The organism is Lysinibacillus sp. GbtcB16, assembly GCF_019091145.1.
In the GTDB taxonomy this organism is placed as follows: Bacteria; Bacillota; Bacilli; order Bacillales_A; family Planococcaceae; genus Lysinibacillus; species Lysinibacillus fusiformis.
Map to the genome: position 1 here is coordinate 19,928 of NZ_JAGXJV010000001.1, position 15,236 is coordinate 35,163.

Annotated in this window: 24 protein-coding genes; 22 read left to right on the top strand and 2 right to left on the bottom strand. The window is 36.1% G+C overall.

Annotated elements, in window-relative coordinates:
• Window positions 1-40 precede the first annotated feature (40 nt).
• Window positions 41-478, top strand: coding sequence for a hypothetical protein (locus tag KVT27_RS00085; RefSeq protein WP_254636017.1), 438 nt, complete (start codon window positions 41-43; stop codon window positions 476-478).
• A 30-nt stretch (window positions 479-508) separates the two neighbouring features.
• Here KVT27_RS00085 and KVT27_RS00090 read toward each other — a convergent pair whose 3' ends face one another.
• Both KVT27_RS00090 and KVT27_RS00095 read right to left on the bottom strand, forming a co-directional pair.
• Window positions 509-1,900, bottom strand: coding sequence for a recombinase family protein (locus KVT27_RS00090; RefSeq protein ID WP_217580366.1), 1,392 nt, complete (start codon window positions 1,898-1,900; stop codon window positions 509-511).
• 70 nt (window positions 1,901-1,970) lie between these two features.
• Window positions 1,971-2,609 carry a LexA family protein gene (locus KVT27_RS00095; RefSeq protein WP_217580368.1) on the bottom strand — a complete coding sequence of 213 codons (639 nt, stop codon included), beginning with the start codon at window positions 2,607-2,609 and terminating at the stop codon, window positions 1,971-1,973.
• A gap of 154 nt (window positions 2,610-2,763) precedes the next feature.
• On the opposite strand from KVT27_RS00095, the gene KVT27_RS00100 reads away from it, so the two are divergent.
• From KVT27_RS00100 to KVT27_RS00200, 21 genes are all read left to right on the top strand, one after another.
• Entirely contained in the window at window positions 2,764-3,012 is a 249-nt protein-coding gene (locus KVT27_RS00100; RefSeq protein ID WP_036123171.1) for a helix-turn-helix domain-containing protein, read from the top strand.
• 144 nt (window positions 3,013-3,156) lie between these two features.
• A complete protein-coding gene (locus tag KVT27_RS00105; RefSeq protein WP_217580370.1) occupies window positions 3,157-3,354 on the top strand; it encodes a hypothetical protein in 198 nt (65 codons plus the stop codon).
• 292 nt (window positions 3,355-3,646) lie between these two features.
• A complete protein-coding gene (locus KVT27_RS00110) occupies window positions 3,647-4,066 on the top strand; it encodes a hypothetical protein (protein ID WP_217580372.1) in 420 nt (139 codons plus the stop codon).
• Window positions 4,059-4,199, top strand: coding sequence for a hypothetical protein (locus KVT27_RS00115; protein WP_217580374.1), 141 nt, complete (start codon window positions 4,059-4,061; stop codon window positions 4,197-4,199). Before KVT27_RS00110 ends, KVT27_RS00115 begins: the two co-directional genes overlap by 8 nt.
• Window positions 4,200-4,212: 13 nt before the next feature.
• A complete protein-coding gene (locus KVT27_RS00120; RefSeq protein ID WP_217580376.1) occupies window positions 4,213-4,482 on the top strand; it encodes a transition state genes transcriptional regulator AbrB in 270 nt (89 codons plus the stop codon).
• Between the two features lie 8 nt (window positions 4,483-4,490).
• Window positions 4,491-4,670 carry a hypothetical protein gene (locus KVT27_RS00125; protein WP_217580378.1) on the top strand — a complete coding sequence of 60 codons (180 nt, stop codon included), beginning with the start codon at window positions 4,491-4,493 and terminating at the stop codon, window positions 4,668-4,670.
• Window positions 4,667-5,776: a hypothetical protein gene (locus KVT27_RS00130; protein ID WP_217580380.1), complete on the top strand. Its 1,110-nt coding sequence runs from the start codon at window positions 4,667-4,669 to the stop codon at window positions 5,774-5,776. Before KVT27_RS00125 ends, KVT27_RS00130 begins: the two co-directional genes overlap by 4 nt.
• Window positions 5,777-5,779: 3 nt before the next feature.
• Window positions 5,780-6,253, top strand: a complete 474-nt coding sequence (locus KVT27_RS00135) for a siphovirus Gp157 family protein (protein WP_217580382.1) — start codon at window positions 5,780-5,782, stop codon at window positions 6,251-6,253.
• 10 nt (window positions 6,254-6,263) lie between these two features.
• A complete protein-coding gene (locus tag KVT27_RS00140) occupies window positions 6,264-6,626 on the top strand; it encodes a hypothetical protein (protein ID WP_217580384.1) in 363 nt (120 codons plus the stop codon).
• A gap of 13 nt (window positions 6,627-6,639) precedes the next feature.
• Window positions 6,640-7,023, top strand: coding sequence for an organic solvent tolerance protein OstA (locus KVT27_RS00145; RefSeq protein ID WP_217580386.1), 384 nt, complete (start codon window positions 6,640-6,642; stop codon window positions 7,021-7,023).
• A 21-nt stretch (window positions 7,024-7,044) separates the two neighbouring features.
• Window positions 7,045-7,989 carry an AAA family ATPase gene (locus KVT27_RS00150; RefSeq protein ID WP_217580388.1) on the top strand — a complete coding sequence of 315 codons (945 nt, stop codon included), beginning with the start codon at window positions 7,045-7,047 and terminating at the stop codon, window positions 7,987-7,989.
• On the top strand, window positions 7,976-8,422 hold the full coding sequence (locus KVT27_RS00155) for a DUF669 domain-containing protein (RefSeq protein ID WP_217580390.1): 447 nt from the start codon (window positions 7,976-7,978) through the stop codon (window positions 8,420-8,422). The genes KVT27_RS00150 and KVT27_RS00155 overlap by 14 nt, the downstream gene beginning before the upstream one ends.
• 82 nt (window positions 8,423-8,504) lie before the next feature.
• Entirely contained in the window at window positions 8,505-8,786 is a 282-nt protein-coding gene (locus KVT27_RS00160) for a hypothetical protein (RefSeq protein ID WP_217580391.1), read from the top strand.
• Between the two features lie 10 nt (window positions 8,787-8,796).
• The gene (locus KVT27_RS00165) at window positions 8,797-11,190 is read left to right on the top strand and encodes a phage/plasmid primase, P4 family (protein ID WP_217580392.1); all 2,394 of its coding nucleotides are present in this window, start codon (window positions 8,797-8,799) and stop codon (window positions 11,188-11,190) included.
• 291 nt (window positions 11,191-11,481) lie between these two features.
• The gene (locus tag KVT27_RS00170; RefSeq protein ID WP_217580393.1) at window positions 11,482-11,904 is read left to right on the top strand and encodes a hypothetical protein; all 423 of its coding nucleotides are present in this window, start codon (window positions 11,482-11,484) and stop codon (window positions 11,902-11,904) included.
• 109 nt (window positions 11,905-12,013) lie between these two features.
• Complete coding sequence (locus KVT27_RS00175; protein ID WP_217580394.1) at window positions 12,014-12,223, top strand: hypothetical protein; 210 nt, start codon at window positions 12,014-12,016, stop codon at window positions 12,221-12,223.
• Window positions 12,220-12,759, top strand: a complete 540-nt coding sequence (locus KVT27_RS00180; protein WP_217580395.1) for an ERCC4 domain-containing protein — start codon at window positions 12,220-12,222, stop codon at window positions 12,757-12,759. The genes KVT27_RS00175 and KVT27_RS00180 overlap by 4 nt, the downstream gene beginning before the upstream one ends.
• Window positions 12,760-12,982: 223 nt before the next feature.
• Window positions 12,983-13,333 carry a hypothetical protein gene (locus tag KVT27_RS00185; protein ID WP_217580396.1) on the top strand — a complete coding sequence of 117 codons (351 nt, stop codon included), beginning with the start codon at window positions 12,983-12,985 and terminating at the stop codon, window positions 13,331-13,333.
• 29 nt (window positions 13,334-13,362) lie between these two features.
• Window positions 13,363-14,085 carry a phosphoadenosine phosphosulfate reductase domain-containing protein gene (locus KVT27_RS00190; protein ID WP_217580397.1) on the top strand — a complete coding sequence of 241 codons (723 nt, stop codon included), beginning with the start codon at window positions 13,363-13,365 and terminating at the stop codon, window positions 14,083-14,085.
• A gap of 36 nt (window positions 14,086-14,121) precedes the next feature.
• Window positions 14,122-14,523, top strand: coding sequence for a DUF1492 domain-containing protein (locus KVT27_RS00195; protein ID WP_217580399.1), 402 nt, complete (start codon window positions 14,122-14,124; stop codon window positions 14,521-14,523).
• A 240-nt stretch (window positions 14,524-14,763) separates the two neighbouring features.
• Window positions 14,764-15,225: a hypothetical protein gene (locus KVT27_RS00200; RefSeq protein WP_217580401.1), complete on the top strand. Its 462-nt coding sequence runs from the start codon at window positions 14,764-14,766 to the stop codon at window positions 15,223-15,225.
• Window positions 15,226-15,236 lie beyond the last annotated feature (11 nt).

Sequence of the window (15,236 nt, forward strand, 5' to 3'; positions counted from 1 at the left end):
GTAACAGTAGAGGCTTTTTTCTATGAAGGGAGAGATTATCTTGAGATATAAAGGTTGGCTGTTACCACCAGCGTTAAGAGATTTTCATGAGGGCCGTATTTGGTTAAAGCATCATTCTCCATTTTTAACTATAGATACAGATCGAGCAATTAAGCAAAATTACTTCCGTATAATAGAAGGAATTGAATTGACGCCCATCACCAAATGCAATCGTTGCCATAATATAGACCCACATTTATTCACGATATTCGATTGTTCAAAATGTCAGCAGCAATGTATATATTGTCGACATTGTATTCGAATGGGCAGGGTGAGTAGCTGTACGCAGTTGATGATATGGACAGGCCCTCGAGTAATTAAAATGAGAAAGCATATATTAAAGTGGGGAGGGCAGTTGACTAAGCTCCAACAACAGGCTGCAAGCGAGATGCTAGCAAGTGTACAAGCAAAACGCTCCCATCTTATTCATGCTGTATGAGTAGCATGTAATGAAGACGGAATAAAAATGTTAAATAATCCATTCAAAAATTATATCGTTAGGTTCTATCACAATTCGATCTAATACTTTTTCAACTAAAGCCCTCTTTTCAATAAAATCCATTGTTTCAAATTTAGTAAGGTATTTTTTGACGTCTTTTATTTCAATGTTAATCGCTTCATTTTGGGCTTCTGAATTTTTCTTGAGTAATATATCCTCTTTTTCTTTCTTACGTTTCTCAAGCCTTGTATTTAGGGTTTCCTTATCTAATTCTCCATCTTCATATAAATCGAGTAGGCGCACGATTTTCTCATCAATTTTTTTAAGTGCTAATTCATAATTAGTTTTTCTTTTACTACTAACTGTTTTAGTTTGCCGATTTTCTATTAAAATATCTAAATTCTTTAAGAAAAGATCTTCCAATGTATCGTTTTTAACTATTTGATTCATACACTTTTGTTCATACTCGCTAGGGTAACGCCTTGCTCTACACAAATACGATCTTACATAATATTTACCCTTTATTTTATTTTCCAATCTATAACTATAAGTTTTAAAATTCTCACCACAACATCCACAATAGATGAAGCCGCTAAACAAACTCTCTTTTGCTTTCCCAGCATTAGCGCCCTTAGGGTGACGTGCTAGTAAGGCTTGTACTCTATCAAATTGTTCACTTGAAATTATTGAATCATGTATTCCTTCGAAGTATTCATCTCTATATTTAACTTCTCCAAGGTATAAACGATTACTTAGAATTTGACGAATTGTTGTAAACCGTCTTCCAGAGTAACCCTCTTCTTTTAAAGCATGCTGAATTTTTGTTATAGAATGATATTGCTCATACAAATCAAAAATTCTACGTACTTTTTCAGATTGTATTTCATCTATAACAAGTATATTATTTCCGTTTCCGTCGCTACCCTTCTTATAACCAGTGGGCATGTGATTACCACTTACTAAACGATAGCCTGCCTCAATACGTTTTTTAATACCACTCTGCATACGTTCTGTAATGGTAGCTCGTTCGAGTTCTGCAAAAACAGCTAATATTCCTATCATAGCCATTCCAAAAGCTGTTGTTGTATCTAATGTTTCTGAAACACTCACAAAGGCTACATCGTTCAATAAAAAGTGGTCTTGAATTAATGTCATTGTATCTCTTTGTGATCTTGAAAGTCTGTCTAATCGATAAACCATTACCACATCAAATTCACTTAATCGAGATAATAAATTTTGTAGTTCGGGTCTTTCCATATTTGCTCCACTATATGCTGCATCACTGAAATATTCAGTGACTTCCCATCCTTTCGATTTACACATAGCCTCCATTCTTTCTAATTGAATTTCAATACTATAATTTCCATCTTGTGTGTGAGTACTATATCTACTGTATAATGCGACCCTTTTTTTCTTTTCCATAAATTCTCCCTCATTTTTATATTTAAAAAAGAGTAGCAAGTAAGCCACTCTTATGTCTATTTATAAAAAATTAAAGTGAAACTTTGAAACTAAATGCCTTTCCAATAATACGTGCCGGATTATTTTGGTTAACTATGTATGGCTCATGTTTTGGATTGTCTGGCATTAACAATATTGTATCTCCCTGTTTTTTAACACGTTTAAGAGTTGCTTCAGTATCTCCATTTACTAATACAGCTGCTATTTCTCCGTTCTCAACTTCACTTTGTTCTCTAATTAACACTAAAGCTCCATTTGGGATTGTAGGTTCCATTGAGTCACCTTTTGCTTTTAAAGCGAAAATTTCTCCAGCTGGTAATGAATCAATTGGTTCATAAACATAATCTTCAATATTTTGTTCAGCTAAAATAGGTTCTCCACATGCAATTTCTCCAAGTACAGGTACCTTAATGAATTGGGAACTGTAAGGCATGATATTAGTTGCACGTTTTTCAGTTAAATCAGATCTTTTTATTCCAAAATAATCTGCCATTAATTGAATTTTATCAGGACGAGGATATGTTTCAGCTTTCATCCAATTAGAAACTGTAGTCTCTGGAAAATTCAAATCTCTAGCCATATCAGTTTGGTTGATACCTTTTCTCTTTAAAAAATATTGTAAGTTATTAACTAGGGTCTTTTTCATATCGAGTAAATCATCTTTTACCATGTTTTATCTCCTCCGTTAAATATATTCTACCGAAAATCGGTAGTTAAGTAAATAGAAAAATACCTATAAAAAGTACTTTTTTTTATATTTATAATTGACAATACGGTTTAACGGTATTATATTGGAATCAAGCGAAGTGACAGGAGGTGACAAAATGATTCAGATTTCATTAGAAGCAGCTCGTGTTAACGCAGAGTTAAAACAGGAAGTTGCTGCGAAAAAGCTTGGTATTACTGCAAAAACCCTTAGTAATTACGAACGCGGTATTACAGCTATACCTGGTCATGTTTTGAAAAAAGCTTCTAAATTATACAAAGTTCCCGAAGATTTAATTAGACTTCCACAAGTAGATGACGGGGATTTTAATGACGAAGATTTTTTTTTAATCGCTAGTACCGTTTAACGGTATTGTGGATAAGTAACAATTTTTATGATTGGAGTGATAAATATATGTTGAAAATAGTCATTCCGTATTTGGAAATTGGCGGAGAAAGAATTCCAACACCTGTCGGCTTGTCAGAATTACTCGAGTCGACATGGTCTTTGGATGCTGACAGAGAAAGAGTCAACAAAACTGCTAGCCAATATGATTTTATTCATTACAAAAATGAAAAAGGTCGATGGGTTACAAGATGTAAAAAGAAAGTGGGTGAACAAATTGAAAACAACACCACAACAATGGCTAGCAATGTCGGATGAGGTTAAACAGGCTGAATTGAATAAGCGAGCGAGAGGAGTTAAATAACGTGTCTGTCTTAATAAATAAGGTACCAAAGCAAACATGCTTTGCGTGTGGATGGGGCATTGACCATAAACAAACATTTAAGATTGAATTCACATCCAGCGACACTTCACAATCTGTCTTTTTATGTGACAAGCATTTGATCATCTTAGGTAATGAAATTTCACGTCAAGGATTGGAAGGGGAATCAAATGAAAATCAAACCAGTTCCAGTCGCACTGATCGCAAAAGCAATGGCCAAGGCTGTTGCAATTCGTAATAAGTAGCTCTATCAAACTATTTGGAGGTTGGGAGAATGAAAGCAGTAATTAACATCAAAGGTACAAAATTATCAGTGGTTGGTCTTAACATCCATGAGGACCAAATTACAAGTGTACAAGTTGTGGATGGAGAAGGCAAAGTAGCAACTCATTATGATAGCAAACATGCATCTTATGTTCCGGAAGGGGCAAGTGTAGTGAATCTGAAAGAAGTCCTTGAATTTCCTGATGCTAATAAAGAGATTGTGGAGGACCTAAACCAACTGCTTATTGATTCTAGGGACCACTTAAAAGACTTAGGAAATCAAATCATTCAAGAAGTGTTGGTCCATGATGGACTACCTTTTGGTGACAGCGCACTTCCTAATCTAGTGAAAGAGTACAAGGAACATAGGGATTACATTGATGGTGTTGCATCAGCCCTAGAGGTTGTGAAACGTGACAACTATGAATAAACAGTTGAAACGCAAAGCAGTCATTGAACAGCTGCAGAAGTTCGGCATTAACGACATTGAAGGACAACCGTTAGAAGATGAATTGTATACAACGTTACTAAAAACATTGGCACTAAAACGTGCTAAAAACTAGGAGGTAATTTCAAATGAAATCAACAGGTATGGTTAGAAAAATTGATGAGTTAGGACGTGTGGTTATTCCAAAAGAGTTAAGACGAACTTTAGGAATTGATAATCAAGATCCATTAGAAATCTTCATTGATGGTGACAAGGTAATTTTAAAGAAGTACAAGCCTAATATGGCATGCGCTGTTACTGGTGAGGTATCTGACGATAATCTGGTTCTACTAGGTGGCAAATTGGTTCTGAGTCTAGAAGGTGCGAAAAAGCTAATAAATGAAATTGAGTTGAAGTAGGTGATTCTATGCGTATAGGCAACACACACGCTGATGTATACGATAGAGAATCTGATTACTGGCAAGACATCGAGGATGCACAGAATGCCCAAATTGAGGCACAAAAAAACTCGTCAAAGGGTGCAACCAATGGCGAGCTAAATAAATTATATGACACTGGTAGTGTACCACAGGAGGATGCGAAATGACAAAGTTTAATGTTGGGGATAAAGTTCAAATTTTAGATGCTAGCAAAATTTCATATGCAATTAAAGGTGGATTTAAAACTGGTGAAGTTTATCCAGTAACACAAATTAACAATTCGGGTCGTCCAGTAATTGAAAGTAAAACAGACCATCTTGGATTTTATGAACACGAATTAAAATACATCCAAAAAGTATCTGATAAACCAACTAAAAACCAACGTATCACAGCATTAGAAAATGAAGTAGCTGAATTAAAACTAATCGTCCATGAATTACGTGGCAAGAAATCAATTGAGCCATCCACAACTAATACTGTGGAGGACATCATCGAATTTGAAGGGCAACAATATCGCAAGGTTGATCGTCAGGCTCGTGAAGGCGATGTGGTTATGTTTACTGTTAGTAACATTCATTACCGAAGTAAGAAATCGTATAAAGTGATTGAGAATGTAAAATTCACAGATGAAAACGGACAGGTAATTCATGTTTATAACGAACATAAACGTACACCTGAAAATGTTGACGTCTACGAACTAATAGAAGGTGGATTGAATCCTCAAATTCCAATAGTAGATGAAACGATTGAACCACTAACACCAAATCAACAACGCGCTGCAATTATTGAGAAGGCGAAGAAGTTTATTGAAAATGTGAGTTCTCAGCAATCTTCTTGGACTGTTAATGAAATGGGCAACGAAACTTACAGACAAAGATGCACAGTTAATGAATTTATTATTAACAGTGAAAAACGAACAGTGGTTGTATTAGTAAAAGGTGAAGATTCGGGAAAGATTTTTGAAAAAGGTATCGCAAAATGCAATCCAATTGACGTATTCAACGAACACATTGGAAAAGCCATTGCACTAGGACGAGCGCTTGGTCTAGATGTGAGTGAGTTTGAACAGGCTGTGCAGCCAACGGAATTTGCGGTTGGACAGGTTGTTGAAGCAAACTATGAAGATCCTGTATGGGCGCCATTTACAATATCAGAACTTAACAATAAATATAACGAAGGCTTGAAGTTATGGGATTCAACTGATGGTTGTTTTATCTCAGCTGATAAAGCAAAAATCATCAACGACACTAAGACTAATTACGAGGAGGGTTAATTAATGGCTACCCTTTATGAATTACGTGGATCCTTTGCCCAAATCCAACAAATGATTGAGGATGGACAAGAAGGTTTAGAGGATACATTAGATTCTATTACCGATGCTGTGGAAGAAAAGCTTGAAGCTTATGCAATGGTTATTAAAAACATTGAGTCAGATGTGGAAGGCATTAAGTCAGAGGAAAAACGATTAGCTGAACGCAGAAAAATCATGGAGAACGGTATTACTCGAATGAAACAAGCGATTGCTGAAACATTACAAGGCAGTGGTCAAGACAAAGTGAAAACAGAAAAATTCACATTCAGTTTCCGTAAATCATCTAAGGTTGAAGTTTCAGATATTGATAGCCTTCCACAACAATATGTAAAGGTGGAACGTACTATCAGTCGTTCTGAATTAGCTAAAGCACTAAAAGCAGGAGAGCAAATCGAAGGTGCTCAATTAATTGAAAATCAATCGTTAAGTATTCGATAGGGGGATTAACTTGGAAACTTTAGATTCTTTATTATTCAAATTACACATTATGTTTTTGGCGGAATATGATCATGAAAACCTATTCGCTAAAACTAAGGAAGAGCATAAGACAGATGCTGAAAATTTATCAATCAGTGATAGAGTCGAACTTATTGAATCTGCTGGGAAAAAGGAACATGAAGAGTTCGAAGAAGGTGGTAGATGGTCGAATTACAAAACACAAATTTATCACTTCTATCATGATAAAAAAATAATATATGTACGAATAACACGTGAAGTGCCAGCAACTGAATCGCAGGATGGTGGAGATTTTGAACCACCTAGTATTGATATTGTCGAAAAGAAAAAAGTTGAAAAATTCATTTACGAATAAGGAGGAAAAACACTTGAAAAAATTACTCAATCAAAAAGAACAACATATCGCATTCACACGTGAAGGGGCAGAAGAAATCGTATTAGCAGCCAAAGAAAACGATGCGTTGATTATGAATAAAATCAGTGAAAAACATAATAAAAACGGTCAATATTTCTTGGTTGATTTAACGTACCAATACGATACACCAAAAGATGCTATGGAAGGCAAGCCGAAAGATGATGCACCAGATGGCCAAATGAACATCGATGAAGTTCATGAGGGTGTTCCATATACAGTCGATCAAGATGGCAGTGTAACAATGGGAAATGCTGACGATGACTTGCCAGAATTCGAAGATCCATTCGCAGATGTAGAGGCAAAAGAAGAAGTCGCTGATGAGAACGTGCCATTTTAATAGTAAAGGAGTGTAGAAGGCATGCAAGTAGCAAATGCAATACGTGAGAAACAAAAAGCCTTAATTGGACTTGTTGGTCCATCAGGTAGTGGTAAATCGTTGTCGGCCTTGCTTCTAGCTTATGGGATTGTAAAAGAGGCATATCCTGAATTACCTGATGAAGAGTTGTGGAATAAAATTGGTGCTGCTGATACGGAGCATAAACGCTTACTCAATTATGTTGGACAGACTCATGGCCACATCACAATTGGTTCTTTCAAATATATCAATTTTGAACCACCTTTTAATACGGATCGATACAACATGGCGATTAAATTGCTAATGCAACAAGGTGTAGAGGTAATTATTGTGGACAGCCTTTCGCATCAATGGCAGGGCGAAGGTGGAGTAGTTGAAACCCATGGAGGAATGCAAGGTAACTCGTTTCAAAACTGGGGTAAGCTTGCTCCTGAATCTAGTAAGTTAGTAAAAGGTTTAACAACTGCTGCAGTCCACATGATTACTACTTTACGAGTTAAAAGTGATTATGTAATTGAGTTAGTCGATGGTAAGAACGTACCTAAAAAGGTGGGTATGAAGCCAGTTCAAAAAGATGATATGGAATATGAGTTTGATACTGTATTTTCAATCGGAATGGATCACATGGCCAGAGTAAGTAAGGACATCACGAATTTGTTTGAAGGTGATGAGTTTACTATCACACCTGACATTGGTTCAAAACTTTATCGCTACCTTGAATTAGGTATTGATGTACAAGCAGAGGAACGTGCTAGACGAGAACAGGAAGAGGCTAATCGTTTGAGCAATATAGCTAAGATTCGCGAGTTGTCTTCCACAGATGAAGAAGCAGCAAAAATTGTTTCCGATGCTGAATTTAAGTCAAATATGCAATTAGAAAAAATGCCAAAGCGTTACGTGGAAACATTAATCGAAAAATTAGGAGGAAAATTAAATGTTCAAAATTAATCATGAAGAAGCAAAAGGTGGATTTGAATTAATCGCTAAAGGTGATTACGAAGTTACGGTCCATAATTATGAATTAAAGAAAGCTGAATCAACAGGCAATAACCGTATTGTTGTAGATTATGAAATTCGCAGTGATGTTAACCAGCCACATCAAGGCCAAAAAATCTTATTTGACAACTTCACAGTAACGGAAAAAGCTATGTGGCGTTTACAAGCAATCTCAAAAGCAGCACATTTCCCGGATGGTATGGATTTCAAATCGTACAAAGAGTGGGCAGACACATTAGTCGGCAAGCATTTAGTTGTAACAGTTGGACACCGTGAACATAATGGCAAGACATATCCAGAAGTAACTGGATTTAAAGAATCAACAGCAGGCGCGCCGCAAGGCAGTGGTCCAATTGAAATTTCTGATGATGAAGTACCATTCTGATATAAATAAAACTTAATAGAGAGGTCTGTTTTAGGCGGACTTCTCTTTTTTATACCCAAAAACAGCGAAAAAGGTGGTTTAAATGGCAAAAAGAGAGAAAAGAAAGGTCACTCAATCGGCTGCTAATGCAATGCAAGAATTAGAAAAATGGATGGGCGTTGATATAGAACGTTCTGAGAAAGTTTTAATAGTAGCAGAATTGTTAGCTAATGGTTATGAGGTCGTACCAACTCCTGAGGAACAATTAAAAGACTATTACAAAGGATTAGATGTGATTGGTACACAAGGTGATCATTTAATTGCAGAAGGTATTCAAGATGCATTACGTATTCTAGGCATCAAAATAAAAGGCATCAACGAATGAGGGTGGCACCATGAAAGTAATCCCATACAACTTTAACGAAATTCCTGCTGAACTTCGCAATATGCCGAACTGGATATTGTGGAAAGCAGAACAAAAGGATAACGGTAAAATTACTAAAATTCCATATCAAATTGACGGTAATGAAGCTCGTTCAAACGATGCGCGTACATGGTCAACATTTCCGACTGCAGTTAAGTTTTACACCCAAACAGATGTAGATGGTATTGGCTTCGTTTTTAGTCGCCGTGATAATTTCGTGGGGATTGATATAGATGGATGTGTAACTTATCGTTCTGATGATGAGAAACGGGAAAACCCAATCATCAATGAATTCGGTAAAGAAATTATCGACTTATTCGATAGCTATACAGAATTTAGTGTAAGCGGAACAGGTATTCACATCATTGTCAAAGGTAGTCTTTCACAATCAGTATGTGGAACAGGTCGTAAAAATAGCAAACTAGGATTAGAGGTTTATCAATACGGTCGCTTCTTTACAATGACTGGTAATCGTGAAAATTCAAATGACATATTTGATCGCACAGATGAATTAGACGAGCTCCTTGAAAAATACTTCGATGATAGCGATATTCAAGGTCGCATTCGTTTGCAAGATTATGAGAAAGACGAAATTAAATTATCGAACGAGGCTCTTTGGGAGAAGATGTTCCGTAGCAAGTCGGGTGATGAAATACGCTCTATGTTTAATGGCCATTTGATTAATGATGACCATTCCTCAACAGATTTAGCGTTATGTAATCATTTAGCTTTTTGGACAGGTCGAAGTGCCACACGAATGGATAATATGTTCCGAGAAACATCATTAATGCGTGATAAATGGGACAGAGTGCATCATACGGACACAGGCGAGACGTATGGTGAACGTACAATTTCAATGGCTATTTCTTCTACTACAACAACAATATTGGACCATAAGCATGAAGCAGAGTACGCCGAATTTTCTTTTGACTTTCACAGTAATGAAGCAGTTGAAGAGGATAAGCCGGAATTACCAAAGAAGAAGTTTCGATTAACTGAACTTGGTAACGCTGAACGCATTGCCTACGAATATGGCCACGCTATCCGGTATGTATCAGAAATCGGCTGGATGATTTGGGATGGTAAGCGTTGGCGTGTTGATACAAAACGAGAAATTGAACGCATTTGCAACAAGGTTTTACGTGGTATGTCTAAATCAGAAGACGAAGCAGAACAAAAGTGGTCACGTATGTGCGAACGCAGAAACATTCGAATGAACAGCATAAAAGATTTAATGCCATTAGTTCCAGGTGAACGTTTAGAATTTGACCGTCAAAAATATTTATTCAACGTATTGAATGGCACCATTGATTTGAAGACGGGAGCATTACTACAGCATGATCGCGAATTAAAATTAACCAAACTTGCAAACGTCGAATTTGTGGAAGGTGCTGAATGTCCAACGTGGTTATCATTCCTAGATCAAATCTTTCAAGGTGACAAAGAGCTTATCGAATATATGCAACGATTAATTGGCTACAGCTTAACAGGGGAAATCAGCGAACAAAGCATGGTGTTTTTAATTGGTGGCGGATCTAATGGTAAATCGACATTTATTAATACAATAAAGGATTTGATGGGCGAATATGGCAAACAGGCAAAGTCAGATACGTTTATCAAGAAAAAAGAAACAGGAGCAAATAACGACATCGCCCGATTAGTGGGAGCTCGTTTCGTTTCTGCTATCGAGTCTGAAGATGGTGAACAACTATCTGAAGCATTTGTAAAGCAAATTACGGGTGGAGAGCCAGTGTTGGCCCGATTCTTGCGTCAGGAATACTTTGAGTTTATTCCAGAGTTTAAAGTGTTTTTCACAACAAATCATAAGCCAGTAATCAAAGGTGTAGATGAAGGGATTTGGCGCCGCGTTAAATTAGTTCCGTTCAATCTTCAACTTCCAAAAGAAAAGCGTGATCTAAAACTTTCGGAAAAGCTTTCCCTTGAAATGTCAGGCATATTGAATTGGGCTATCGATGGGTGCTCGAAGTGGCAGAAGGATGGGCTGCAGGAGCCAGTGGTAGTGAAACGAGCAACAGGCGATTACAAAGATGACATGGATATCCTTGGTCCATTTTTGTATGAACGTTGCTTTGTTGGACCGAGCCAGCAAATCACCGCCAAAGAACTTTACGAAGTGTATTCAAATTGGTGTTATGCGAATGGTGAGTTCGCTTTAAAAAATCGTGCCTTTTATCGAGCGCTGGAAACAAAGGGCTTTAAAAAGGAACGTGGGAATGGAAATAAATTCTATATAAAAGGTGTTACTTTACAGGAGCGAAAAGTTAACGAAATTCAAGAAAAGTTACCGATTTCAGATGAAAATGAGGACAAAAATTCAAAAAGTAACAAATTCGTGATTCGTTAGAAATTCAGTCGTACCAAGGTGTTAAAGTACTTATATTTATATATTTATTATTTTTGTTATTTATTTTATATATAAACAAAAAAATAAAAAATATAAAAAGTATTCTATTAGGAGCGTTAATACTCGAAATAGGTAACACTTTGTAACACATTGAATGTAAAGCCTTGCGGCTGTAAGGCTCATAACGTGTTACTTTTTGAAAAACACCCCGAAAAAGGGGTGGAATTAAGTAATTTTCGCTAACAGATGACGATTTTTTAGTAACTCTTTTTTGAAGGGTTGTGTAAATAAATGGTTTTATATGTTTTATCTCAGATTTGGAAATTCGGTGGCATTATCGAACGTTTACCAGATGGACAACTTGAATTGAAGAATCACGAAAAGATACCCGGTGAAGTTTTAAAGGCTGCCGAACCAATTTTCAATGAAATCGACTCATACCTAAAATCTGTGGAAGGCATGAAAGGCGCAGATATAACTTTGTGGAAAATGATCGTTGCATTATGTGGTTGGCAAAAAAATGAATCGATTAGCAATTTCTTAAACAATGATGAAGTTGCATTAAATTTGTTTTGTGATTACCAGGCAAAGTTGGCGGTCAATGGTTGGAAGGAAATCTATGTTGATTGGCGCCAGTATGAAAATGATGAATCAAATGAGTTGAAACAAAAAATATATGAACGAGCTATTTTATACGCTAATCAAAATAAGTGATTTACAGCCCTTCTAAGACGTTTTAGAAGACGGATGATAAATATATCCAACTTTAAAACAGAACGTTTGTACGATTCTTTAAATAAGCAAAAACGAGGAGGTTAAGAGAATGATAATGATTACATTTGTTAATTCACAAAATAAAACTATCAAAAGAGTTTTCGAACGAACTTTCAATGAGGGTGATTCAACGGTTGGTGTAGTTGGTAAATGCGACTGTTATAAAAATTCTTGCGATTGTGTGACGCTGAGTAAGATTCCACAAGAATGGATTTGTAAAATCGAAGAAGTACATGTCATTGAAGGTGACCCCCAATGATTCACTATAAATACACAGATAAAGAGATTGATAGCATATTAAAAACATTAACAATCGTTATTGATACGCGAGAACAGGTCAATGACCATATTTTGCATTATTTACGAAAACACGAAATCCCATTTATTAACCGAGCAATTAAAACAGGTGATTATGCTGCAATGATTCCGGCGAATGAAGAACTTGGTATCAAGCGCGATATTTGGCTATCTAGTCGAATTGAACGCAAAGCACATATGGATGAAATCACTGGCAACTTGCAAAAAGATACGAAAACGGCTTTTGAAAATGAATTGATACGTGCGAAGGATATTCCTTTCACTCTTTTATGCGAAGATCCTGATGGCTACGGGAAAATGATACGTGGTGAATATCGAAGTCAGTACAAACCATTATCTTTACTAGGGATGCTTAATAGTTTCAAATATCGTTACAACTTTGAAATTGTATATTTGGATAAAAAATATAGTGGCAATTTTATTTATTACCACTTTTATTATCAAGCAAAGGACTTATTGAAAAATGGGGTGTTCTAATTAATCATGAACATGCGCAATGGGATTCCTATTGTTCATCGGTGAAGAAGTCAAAACAGCCACAGGGTAGATTGTGGAAGTCCATACCCAGTCCATTTACAAAATATATCGAGTTATTCATGACAGTGGATGGATGTGAAGTCAGTATTATCATGCCTTACGATTTCGAATGGATTCAACAGTACTTAAACGAAGGCTGGATTGAGAGAGGAGTGTGGGTTATATGAAGAAGTCCGAAATACAACAAAAGGGTAACGAAATATTGAAGAAAATTGATGCGCTGCAGTCGAAATGTAATTGTTTTTCAGCCGAAGAAACTTCTAACTGTTCGAATTGTAAGGAAATAGCTGAATATGGTCAGAAGTTGCTTAGTTTATCTAATAAACGATTAACTGTTTTCGGTACTGATGTAAAACCTAAAAATCGTAAACCAGATGTAACTCTTGTGATTACGAAAACCCAATACCATGAATATAAAAAGCAAAAGAAAAAAGATAAAGAAATAGCCGCCATTTTTAATGTTAGTGCTTCAACATTGAGTAAATGGAAACGGAAGAACCATATTGCAAGATAGAAACAATATGTGCAGCAAGGAGAAAAAACATGAAAACTATCGCATGGTTTAGTGGTGGTGTAAGTAGTTTCATTTCAATTTATTTAATGAAGGATGAAATTGACGAAATTTACTATTTAGATGTTAAAGAACAACATCCAGATACGTACAGATTTATGGCAGATTGCGAGAAAGCGATTGGACGTAAATTCACGATACTAAAAAACGAAAAAACACATAGCGCTGTGGAGATTATACGTAAACGTAGATATATCAATGGGCCATCTGGTGCACCATGTACGAGTGAATTAAAGCGCAAGGTAAGGCAGCGATGGGAGAAAACACAAGACGATTTATTACGCTATGTATGGGGATATGACAGTGAGGAAAAACATCGAGCTGAACGACTATTGCTTACTACACCAGAACATGAACATGTATTTCCTTTGATTGATGCCATGCTTACAAAAGATGAAGTACATGGTTTGCTAGAACGATTGGGAATTAAACGGCCTTTAATGTATGAGTTAGGATTCCGTAATAACAATTGTGTTGGCTGCGTCAAAGGTGGTATGGGTTATTGGAATATGATTCGCAAACACTTTCCAGCACGTTTTAAAGAAATGGCTGCACTAGAAAGAGAAATAGGTGCTACTTGTATTAAAGGCATTTATTTAGACGAATTAGAGCCAGATCGTGGACGCATTGAAGATGAAGTAATGGGTGAGTGTGGCATATTGTGCGAAATCGCTTATGCCAATGTAATCGAGTAATTACGAAGAAATAAACAAACAAGGTAGGTGCTGCACATGTATGAATGGTTGCGGGATTACCAACGAATTGAAGACGATATTGCCTATCTTGAATTTAATCTCGAACAATCACAGAGGGAATTGAAGCGCTGGGTAGAAGGGGATTTAGTAGGTGTTAAATTAACTGCTGAATCAGATGGAGCCAAGCTTGAAGAACGTATTGAGCGAATTAAAAGCGAATTACAGATTAAAGAAAAAGAACGAGAAAACTTCATTAAGCTCATAAGTAAATTTAAAGGATTGGACCATAAAATCCTAAGATTAAAGTATGTGGACGGCCTAACACTTGAAGACATCGCAGAGGAATTAAACTATAGTGCCAGCTACATATATAAGAAACATGCTGAAATAGCTAAAATGATTCGATTTGCACATGAGATAAAACTTTCACTTTACTGACACCAAGTTATCTGAATAGAATCTATTGAAAAACCGTTATATGATGGTAATGTCAAAAAGCGCACGGAAATGCGTTAACAAAATAACAACTACAAAATAAACACGTTCGCTTGTACGTGTATGTCGGAAACAAGTAATGTGGAAATTAAAATCTCTCTTACTTTTTATATGGAAAACTGTAAAATCTTGTAGTAATATAGTATATTGTGTTTAACAGTTTTTAAGTAAGGGGGATTTCGCATGAAAACAATTAAACTAGTAATATTTATACTAAGTTTATTTTTAATTAATTATGTAGGCGGAATGCCAACTGATTTAAAAAATTTATTTATAACACATACAATTTTCTTTACCCCTTATTTTTTAGAACTGCATCAATTATTGCGTATAAAATTTGATCGTTTAGTGTATTTTATTATCAGAGGTGTTTACGGATATGGGGTATTCACAATGGTGTGCAACATTTTGGGGATTTTCGGAATAATAAAAATGAATGTTGAAACAAAAAAACTTCATTTTAACGAGGAATATTGGTTGCCATTTCCCCTAGAAATTGGGTATGATAATTTCATACTCATCGCAACGATTGCTTATGTGTTTGCATTCGTTTCAACAATTATGTTCAGTCATATGGTCGGCCTTCAAAAGAATGCTGATAAAGTTAATGTTACCCCAAGTTCCAAAGAACAAGAGGCTGTATGAAAGGGTGAGGG

Bases quoted from the DNA above. Each gene is read 5' to 3' on its own strand.
- KVT27_RS00105 (WP_217580370.1), top strand. From the start codon at position 3,157: ATGCTGACAGAGAAAGAGTCAACAAAACTGCTAGCCAATATGATTTTA.
- KVT27_RS00155 (WP_217580390.1), top strand. From the start codon at position 7,976: ATGTTCAAAATTAATCATGAAGAAGCAAAAGGTGGATTTGAATTAATC.
- KVT27_RS00095 (WP_217580368.1), bottom strand. From the start codon at position 2,609: ATGGTAAAAGATGATTTACTCGATATGAAAAAGACCCTAGTTAATAAC.
- KVT27_RS00150 (WP_217580388.1), top strand. From the start codon at position 7,045: ATGCAAGTAGCAAATGCAATACGTGAGAAACAAAAAGCCTTAATTGGA.
- KVT27_RS00120 (WP_217580376.1), top strand. From the start codon at position 4,213: ATGAAATCAACAGGTATGGTTAGAAAAATTGATGAGTTAGGACGTGTG.
- KVT27_RS00130 (WP_217580380.1), top strand. From the start codon at position 4,667: ATGACAAAGTTTAATGTTGGGGATAAAGTTCAAATTTTAGATGCTAGC.
- KVT27_RS00185 (WP_217580396.1), top strand. From the start codon at position 12,983: ATGAAGAAGTCCGAAATACAACAAAAGGGTAACGAAATATTGAAGAAA.
- KVT27_RS00160 (WP_217580391.1), top strand. From the start codon at position 8,505: ATGGCAAAAAGAGAGAAAAGAAAGGTCACTCAATCGGCTGCTAATGCA.
- KVT27_RS00115 (WP_217580374.1), top strand. From the start codon at position 4,059: ATGAATAAACAGTTGAAACGCAAAGCAGTCATTGAACAGCTGCAGAAG.
- KVT27_RS00190 (WP_217580397.1), top strand. From the start codon at position 13,363: ATGAAAACTATCGCATGGTTTAGTGGTGGTGTAAGTAGTTTCATTTCA.
- KVT27_RS00135 (WP_217580382.1), top strand. From the start codon at position 5,780: ATGGCTACCCTTTATGAATTACGTGGATCCTTTGCCCAAATCCAACAA.
- KVT27_RS00165 (WP_217580392.1), top strand. From the start codon at position 8,797: ATGAAAGTAATCCCATACAACTTTAACGAAATTCCTGCTGAACTTCGC.
- KVT27_RS00200 (WP_217580401.1), top strand. From the start codon at position 14,764: ATGAAAACAATTAAACTAGTAATATTTATACTAAGTTTATTTTTAATT.
- KVT27_RS00175 (WP_217580394.1), top strand. From the start codon at position 12,014: ATGATAATGATTACATTTGTTAATTCACAAAATAAAACTATCAAAAGA.
- KVT27_RS00180 (WP_217580395.1), top strand. From the start codon at position 12,220: ATGATTCACTATAAATACACAGATAAAGAGATTGATAGCATATTAAAA.
- KVT27_RS00100 (WP_036123171.1), top strand. From the start codon at position 2,764: ATGATTCAGATTTCATTAGAAGCAGCTCGTGTTAACGCAGAGTTAAAA.
- KVT27_RS00110 (WP_217580372.1), top strand. From the start codon at position 3,647: ATGAAAGCAGTAATTAACATCAAAGGTACAAAATTATCAGTGGTTGGT.
- KVT27_RS00170 (WP_217580393.1), top strand. From the start codon at position 11,482: ATGGTTTTATATGTTTTATCTCAGATTTGGAAATTCGGTGGCATTATC.
- KVT27_RS00195 (WP_217580399.1), top strand. From the start codon at position 14,122: ATGTATGAATGGTTGCGGGATTACCAACGAATTGAAGACGATATTGCC.
- KVT27_RS00090 (WP_217580366.1), bottom strand. From the start codon at position 1,900: ATGGAAAAGAAAAAAAGGGTCGCATTATACAGTAGATATAGTACTCAC.
- KVT27_RS00125 (WP_217580378.1), top strand. From the start codon at position 4,491: ATGCGTATAGGCAACACACACGCTGATGTATACGATAGAGAATCTGAT.